Source organism: Yoonia sp. (genome assembly GCF_046498525.1).
Taxonomy (GTDB): domain Bacteria; phylum Pseudomonadota; class Alphaproteobacteria; order Rhodobacterales; family Rhodobacteraceae; genus Yoonia.
On sequence record NZ_JAWOAN010000172.1, the window covers coordinates 1 to 7,296 of the forward strand.

At 58.0% G+C, this 7,296-nt stretch carries 9 protein-coding genes; 2 read left to right on the top strand and 7 right to left on the bottom strand.

Features of this window, described 5'->3' with window-relative positions; genetic code table 11:
* Positions 1 to 399, top strand: a 399-nt coding sequence (locus R6T97_RS11005; RefSeq protein ID WP_410349337.1) for a putative inorganic carbon transporter subunit DabA, incomplete at its 5' end; no start/stop codon positions are given.
* A 13-nt stretch (positions 400 to 412) separates the two neighbouring features.
* On the opposite strand, the gene R6T97_RS11010 is transcribed toward R6T97_RS11005, so the two are convergent.
* The 7 genes from R6T97_RS11010 to hisD form a co-directional block, all read right to left on the bottom strand.
* Entirely contained in the window at positions 413 to 1,519 is a 1,107-nt protein-coding gene (locus tag R6T97_RS11010; RefSeq protein WP_410349338.1) for an alpha-hydroxy acid oxidase, read from the bottom strand.
* The gene (gene comE / locus R6T97_RS11015) at positions 1,520 to 2,074 is read right to left on the bottom strand and encodes a sulfopyruvate decarboxylase subunit beta (protein ID WP_410349339.1); all 555 of its coding nucleotides are present in this window, start codon (positions 2,072 to 2,074) and stop codon (positions 1,520 to 1,522) included.
* Complete coding sequence (gene comD / locus R6T97_RS11020) at positions 2,071 to 2,577, bottom strand: sulfopyruvate decarboxylase subunit alpha (RefSeq protein ID WP_410349340.1); 507 nt, start codon at positions 2,575 to 2,577, stop codon at positions 2,071 to 2,073. Before comD ends, comE begins: the two co-directional genes overlap by 4 nt.
* Before the next feature lie 62 nt (positions 2,578 to 2,639).
* Positions 2,640 to 3,047, bottom strand: a complete 408-nt coding sequence (locus tag R6T97_RS11025; RefSeq protein ID WP_410349341.1) for a universal stress protein — start codon at positions 3,045 to 3,047, stop codon at positions 2,640 to 2,642.
* Positions 3,048 to 3,076: 29 nt separating this feature from the next.
* A complete protein-coding gene (locus tag R6T97_RS11030; protein WP_410349342.1) occupies positions 3,077 to 4,057 on the bottom strand; it encodes an alcohol dehydrogenase catalytic domain-containing protein in 981 nt (326 codons plus the stop codon).
* Complete coding sequence (locus R6T97_RS11035) at positions 4,054 to 4,815, bottom strand: SDR family NAD(P)-dependent oxidoreductase (protein WP_410349343.1); 762 nt, start codon at positions 4,813 to 4,815, stop codon at positions 4,054 to 4,056. Before R6T97_RS11035 ends, R6T97_RS11030 begins: the two co-directional genes overlap by 4 nt.
* Entirely contained in the window at positions 4,808 to 6,115 is a 1,308-nt protein-coding gene (gene hisD, locus R6T97_RS11040) for a histidinol dehydrogenase (RefSeq protein ID WP_410349344.1), read from the bottom strand. The genes R6T97_RS11035 and hisD overlap by 8 nt, the downstream gene beginning before the upstream one ends.
* A 276-nt stretch (positions 6,116 to 6,391) precedes the next feature.
* Between hisD and R6T97_RS11045 the strand changes: the two genes are divergently transcribed.
* Positions 6,392 to 7,296: LacI family DNA-binding transcriptional regulator (locus R6T97_RS11045; RefSeq protein ID WP_410349345.1), on the top strand; the 905-nt coding region annotated here is incomplete at its 3' end.

Consider the following 7,296-nt stretch of genomic DNA (forward strand, 5'->3'; position numbering starts at 1 on the left):
GTTGTCGTCGCAAGCTGGATCAGCCTGCAATACTATGGGTCTGTCGTTGCCCCGCATATCTTTGGGGCAGGCAACAAACTTTTGCACAATGTCACGGGTGGTATCGGCGTGGTCGAAGGCAATGGCGGTGTCTTGCGTGGCGGGCTGCCATGGCAGTCGGTCTTTGATGGGACGGGCTATGCACATGATCCGTTGCGGCTGTCCGTTTGTGTTGAAGCACCGGCAGAGGCGATCACTGCGATCCTTGAAGAGCATCCAAATGTGCGTGCACTTTTCGATAATCGCTGGCTGCATCTGTTCGCGCTGGATGCGAACGGTGCGATGGACCAGCGTTATGACGGTGATCTGAGGTGGGTTGCTTTTGACGGAACCGAAACGAAAGGATCAATGGCTGCATAAACGGGCCACGTGACTAGCGGTTCGCTGTCGTGTCATCGACGAGCGACCGCTTTCCGATCTGTGCCAGCGTGATGCTGGTTTCATTGCGTAGGACGCTCCAAAGCTCGCGCAGTCCGTCTTCACCGCCCGCGGCGATGGCGAATTGCAGGATGCGGCCGAAGAAGGTGAAGTTTGCGCCTTGGGCGTAGGCTTTCACCACGTCCTCACCGCTGCGCAGGCCGGTATCGTAGAACAGGGGGTAGTTCTGGCCGACTGCTTGTCTGATCTTCGCCAGTTCCAGGATGGGAGGCGGTGCGCTGTCGAGTTGCCGCGATCCGTGGCTTGACACCTGTATCGCATCAACACCCGCAGACTTGAGAGCGACAGCATCTTCGGCATCCAGCACGCCTTTGACGACCAGCTTGCCCGGCCACATATCCCGCAGGCGCGTCAGCGTATCCCAGTCAGCCCTCGCGCGGCTTTCGGTGCGGTCGAAATCGTAGCCGTCCATAGCAAAGTTCGCCATCTGCGGTTTGCCCGCGTAAAGCGACGTCAGTGACCAGCGCGGATGAAGCGCAAAATCGATGAATTGCTTGGGTCCGATCTTGAACGGCATGGTAAAGCCGTGGCGCAATTCGCGCGGGCGGCGGCCTACCTCTGCCACGTCAACGGTCAGGACGATGGTTTCATACCCTGCGGCCTTGGCCCGTTCGACCAGTTTGAAGGTCCCGGCGCCATCGCCACTGAAGTAAAGCTGGAACCAAGCGTTGCCCTCAGCCTCCTCGATCAGGGGCTCCATCGCGGTTGATGCCACGGTAGACACACCCAGCGGGACATTCTCCCGTGCAGCCAGCCGTGCCAGCATCATATCCGCGCCCGGACCAGAGAGGTTGCACATGCCCATCGGGCTGATCCCGAAGGGCGCTTTTGCAGGCTTACCCCAAAGCGGGACAGTGAGGGACCGGTCACTCACATCCCGCAGGATGCGCGGACGCAACTCCAGATTGTCAAAGGCCGCACGATTGCGTGCGGCCCCTGTTTCGGCGCCAGCGGCGCCATCAATGTAATCAAAGACCATCCAGGGAAGACGTTTGCGCGCCAGACGGCGGGCGTCTTCGCTGGAATGGATCTTTGTTGCCATTTAGCTTGCCACGACCTTCATGAAACGGTCGCGGATCACAACGGGGTCCATCGTGATAACAGGAAGCTTGATGTTGCCGCTATCGCATTTGGTCACGATGATCGTCATCTGCTTGCTGTCGATGGCTTCTTGCAACACTTTGCCAGTGTCGACATCTTGGCACACCACAACGTTCTCACAGCCGCAGGCCTTTGCGACATTCTCGAGCTTGGTCTTTTTGCCAGCATAAGTCGGCTGGTCGCCGGTGGAGCCGTAAGAGCCGTTGTCGACGATCAACAGGATGAAGTTGTCGGCCACGTTGTTTGCAATCGTCGGCAACGTGCCAAGGTTCGTCAGAACAGAACCGTCGCCGTCGATAGAGATGACAGTCTTGTCCTGTGCCAAAGCAAGGCCCAGCCCGATAGAGGATGATAGGCCCATAGTGCCGAGCATGTAAAAGTTCTTGGCGTTGTCGTCGATCATATGCAGCTCTTGGCTGGGTAGACCGATGTTACAGACAACCAGATGGTCATGCAGGATTGGCGCGATTTCGCGTAGGATTTCTGAACGGATCATTGGTCGCCGTAGCCTCCCCAGAAGGACGCATCCGTCAGGATCGCCACAGGTTTGTTGCACATGAAGGTGTATTTCAGGATCGCATCCAGTTCATCCGCGTCGCTTTCCTCGTGGAAGTGATAGGTCGGAATATTCAGCTGGTTCAGCAGCGCCTTGGTGTGCACGGCCATTTCGACCTGACAGGCCACCGGTTCGCGCAGTTCACCGCGATAGCTGATCAGCATCGGCAGTGGCATGCGGTAATACTGGGTCAATGTGGCCAGCGTGTTGATGGTCACACCGATCGCCGTGTTCTGCATGATGATCGCAGGGCGTTTGCCGCCCATGAAGGCACCGGCACACAGGCCCATGCCTTCGTCTTCCTTGTTGGACGGGATGTGAAAGATTTCGGGCCGCGCTTCGACTTCGTCGATGACACCGGCCAACTGTTTACACGGCACAGTCGTGATGAATGATACATCGTTGGCGACAAAGTCATCCACGATCTTCTTGCTGATACTCAAGGTCTTTGGTCTCCTGATTGCGTCTTAAGACGGGACGTTGGGGTTAACGGGGCTAGTGAGGATTAATAGCGTGCAACATGCACGGCACAGGGCGCGTGTTGCACAACACGGGCGGCGGTGGAGCCAAGCAGATAATCGATCAGGCCGGGTTTATGTGAGCCGAGAACGATACAATCGGCCTTCATGCTTGTGGCAGTGTCGACGATTGTCCGGCCGCTGTGGCCGCTGACAATCATGGCCTTGACGTCTGGCATTGCGGCTACCCTCTCTTCCAGTTGCGCCTTGGCCCGTTTAAAGGCGTTTTGCATCACGTTTTCATCGACATAGACAGCGACAGAATTCTCTGGCGCTTCATGAACGTGGAGCGCAGTGATTTGCCCACCTTCCGACAGCAGCGTACGCGCGATCTGGATAGTTTTGTCAGCGATGCCGTGGTCAAGTGCCATAGGGACGATAATGTTCTTGTACATTGCAAACCTCCTTGGGGTTCTGGTCTGCGCTAGGGGCGCAAAATGATTTTGGGTGCGGCAACGACACCGGCACGAATATCGGCAAAAGCCTGTTGCCCTTCGGACAGCGGCCTTTCCTCTGTCCAGTCTAGCTCACCAAGGCGCCCGTCGAAAATAGCGGCAGCCGTGTCGCGGAAATCTTGTGCCGTGTAGGTGTAGGTGCCGATGAATGTGATCTCCTGCAGCGTCATGCGGCGGATGTCCAAGCCGCCGGTCGCCTCGCCCAGACCGATGTGCATGATCACGCCACCGGGACGGGTGATCGCAGTGGCATCCGCGCGGGTCGCGGCATAGCCGACGCCATCGATGACAAGATCCGCTTCGGTGACCGTACCGGGTACAACCGCGGTGAAGCCTTCGATGCTGTCGAGCGCCGCGCGCCGAACGGCGTTGGGCTCGACGACATAAATTTCGGTCGCACCAAAGGCGCGCAGGCACAAGGCAGCCCCGACGCCGATCGCGCCGCCACCGACGACAACACAACGCGCGTCAGTTATGGGCATATCAAGTGCCTCGGTGCCCAGCCGGACCGCGTGCCAGCCACAGGCCAAAGGCTCTGCCAAGGCGGCTTTGGCAAGCGGAACATCGTCAGGCACCGCGACAAGGTTGCGATTGGCCATCACAACATACTCGCCGAATGCGCCCTCGCGGGGCGGCATCGAAATGATCATCCGGTCCGGACAAAGATTGTCGCGACCGGCCTTGCAAGCCTTGCAAAGACCGCATGTGGTCAGCGGGTTGATTGTCACACAGGTGCCGTCCAGCGCGCCGCCCTCGACAATGCCGGCAGCTTCGTGCCCAAGGATCACTGGGGCAGGCCGCCGTTCGTCATGGCCTAGAAAGGCGTGCATATCGGATCCGCAGATGCCGGAAGCTTCGATCCTGATCAGGCTTTGACCTGCTGCAGGCACCGGATCGGCCATGTACCGATAAACAAGCGTTTCCACTTCGTCGTAAACAAGCGCTTTCATTTGGCCGTAAACCCCCCGTCCACCATCAAAACTTGTCCTGTCACATAGGCGGACGCATCAGAGCAGAGAAAAAGAAGCGGGCCGTCAATGTCGGAAAGTTCACCATTTCGGCCCACACATGTGTTTGCGGCGTTGCGTGCCGCGCGTTCAGGATCGGCAAAGACCGGCCCTGTAAGTTCGGTCGGGAAGAACCCCGGCCCGATCGCGTTGGCAGTAATCCCGTCCCGCGACCACGCTTCGGCCATTGCGCGGGTCAATTGGCCGATCCCGGCCTTTGACGCACCATAGCTGACACCGCCGGGAAACGCCCGCGTTGTTTGCAGCGAGGCAAAGTTCACGATGCGCCCCCAACCTCGCGTCTTCATTGCAGGCGCAAAGGCCTGACTGAGAAAAAACGGGGCCGCGAGATTCAGATTCATGGTCACATCCCAGCCTGCGTCTGTGACCTCATCGGCTGTTTCGCGTGTGTTGATCCCAGCGGCATGAACCACGATATCCGGTACACCGAAGGGCGCGCTGATCCGATCTGCAATCTCTTTGATCTGGTCACGTTGCGACAGGTCGGCTGCTACAGCGGCGGCATTTTCGCCTGTGGCATTGGCCCATTGTTCCAAAGCCTCTGCGCGACGCGCGACACCGACGACTTTTGCACCGGCGGCAGCCAGTACAACAGCCGCCCGTTGCCCGAGTCCGGCACTTGCGCCGGTGACGCAAGCAACACGACCCGTCAGGTCAAAGAGGTCGAAGGGGTCACTCATTAGGCGTCAGATCAAAGTTTTCACCGGGAAAGTATTTGGCCAGTCGCACATCGGCGGCGCGCGCATGCCCTTCCATCCCTTCAAGACGCGAGATCCGCGCCGTTGCCTCGGCGACGCGCTTTGACCCTTCACGGGTTGCTTTCTGCCATGTGACGATCTTCATATATTTGTGGACTGACAGACCACCCGTATAAGACGCAGCGCCCGATGTTGGCAGAACATGATTGGTGCCAGAGGCCTTGTCACCGTACGAAACGGTTGTTTCTTCACCAAGGAAGAGTGAGCCATAGCAGCTTAGACGATCCAGCCACCAAGGCAGGTCTTCGGCTTGTACCGTCAGGTGCTCTGGTGCGTACTCATCAGAACACGCGGCCATTTCTTCGCGGTCGGCGCAGAGGATCACCTCTGCATAGTCGCGCCAGGCGGCGGCGGCGTTGTCGCGGTTCACTTGGGGCAGATCAGCGATCAGATCAGGCACCCGTTTCATCACATCCTCGGCCAAGGCGCGGTCATCCGTGACCAGCCAGACGGGCGAATTATAGCCATGCTCGGCCTGGCTCACGAGGTCGGTTGCAACGATATGCGGATCAGCCGACTTGTCAGCAAGGATCAAGCTATCGGTCGGGCCGGCAATCATGTCGATGCCAACACGGCCAAAAAGGATACGTTTGGCCTCGGCGACGAACTGGTTGCCCGGGCCGACAAGGATATTGGCTTTGGGAAGGTCAAACAGGCCAAAAGTCATCGCTGCAACGCCCTGCACGCCACCCATGGCTATAATCTTGTCGGCACCGCAAATGTGGGCAGCATAAATGATTGCAGGTGCCACACCGACATCAGGGCGCGGCGGCGAGGCCACTGCGATGTGGCTGCAACCGGCAACCTTTGCTGTTGTCACGGTCATGATCGCAGATGCGATGTGGCTGTAACGACCACCAGGTACATAACAGCCGGCCGCATCGACCGGAATCGCTTTTTGGCCCGCGATCAGGCCTGGTACGATCTCATACTCGATATCGCTGACGGTCGCTTTTTGCGCTTCGGCAAAGCGCTTGACGTTGTCATGGGCAAATTGAATATCTTCTTTCAGCTTTTGCGGTACCAGCGCAGCGGCAGCCTCGATCTCTTCCGGCGTCACGATCACGTTGCCATCGTACTTGTCGAACTTGGCCGCATATTCCAGCGCCTTTGCGTCGCCACCCTCTTCGATGTCGTTCAAAATGCCTTGCACGATGTCATGGACATCGGATGCGCCGGACTGCGCCGTGAGGGTCGCCTTTTTGAGATACTCAAGTGCCATGCGTGTTTAGCCTTATCTTGGAAAAAGAGATTGCGTGAGGGGTCTGCAGATTGGGCGCGCGGCGTTCGTTGACCTATGCGCCGGTCGAGAGCAGATTTGTGCAAAATTTGTGCTCATGACGCTGCCTCCCCCTTCAGTTCGTCGATTCTGTCGCTATGTAAGCCTTTACATCGCCATCATGCAAGCGTTTACATTGACCTTGGGTAAACTTGGCTATCCTGTTTTGTCTGTCGTCGCTAGAAAGCTTCGTGCAACGCCCTTCAAAGGAGATCAGAGATCGTTTCGCATCCAACACCTACGCTGCATGATGTTGCTGAAGCGGCCAACGTATCGACGGCGACTGTATCGCGTTGTCTGAATTTTCCTGACAAAGTGGCCGCGGACACGCGCCAAAAGGTTGCGATTGCGATTGCGGCACTTGGGTATTCGCCCAACTTCGGCGCCCGCGTCATGGCGGCGCGGCGGACGAACACGATTGGTGCGATCATACCGACAATGGAAAATGCAATTTTTGCGCGCGGGCTGGAATCATTTCAGGATGAACTGCGCACTTACGGCTTTACGATGCTTGTCGCAAGCACGGCCTATCAGCCAAAGATCGAGGAAGAGCAGATCAGATCGCTGGTTGCGCGGGGTGCGGATGCGCTCTTGCTGATCGGCTATCAGCGCGACCCCGAGATTTACAGGTTTCTGGACGCGCAGAGTGTTCCTGCGCTTGTGACATGGGCTTTTGATCTGGCGTCGCCGCTGCCCTCCATCGGTTTTGACAACCGCACCGCGATGCAGCAGATGGCTGCTAAAGTGATTGAACTGGGGCATAATCGCCTGGCCATGATTTCTGCAGGGGTGAGCCAGAACGACCGCGCAGCGGCCCGACGCGATGGCATCGCCCTTGCCATGGCGGCGGCAGGATTGGACGAAAGCAGCCTGCACGTCGAGGAAACGACCTATGGCATCGACGAAGGTGCTGCGGCGTTCGAGAGATTGATGGCGTTGAAGCAACGGCCCACTGCGGTACTTTGCGGCAATGACGTTCTGGCTGTCGGGGCGCTGCGGCGGGCACGCGAGCTTGGTATGCGTGTCCCTGATGATGTGTCGGTGACCGGTTTTGACGATATCGAACTTGCGCAGGTTGCTTTTCCGGCGTTGACAACTGTTCACGTGCCGCATCATGAAATGGG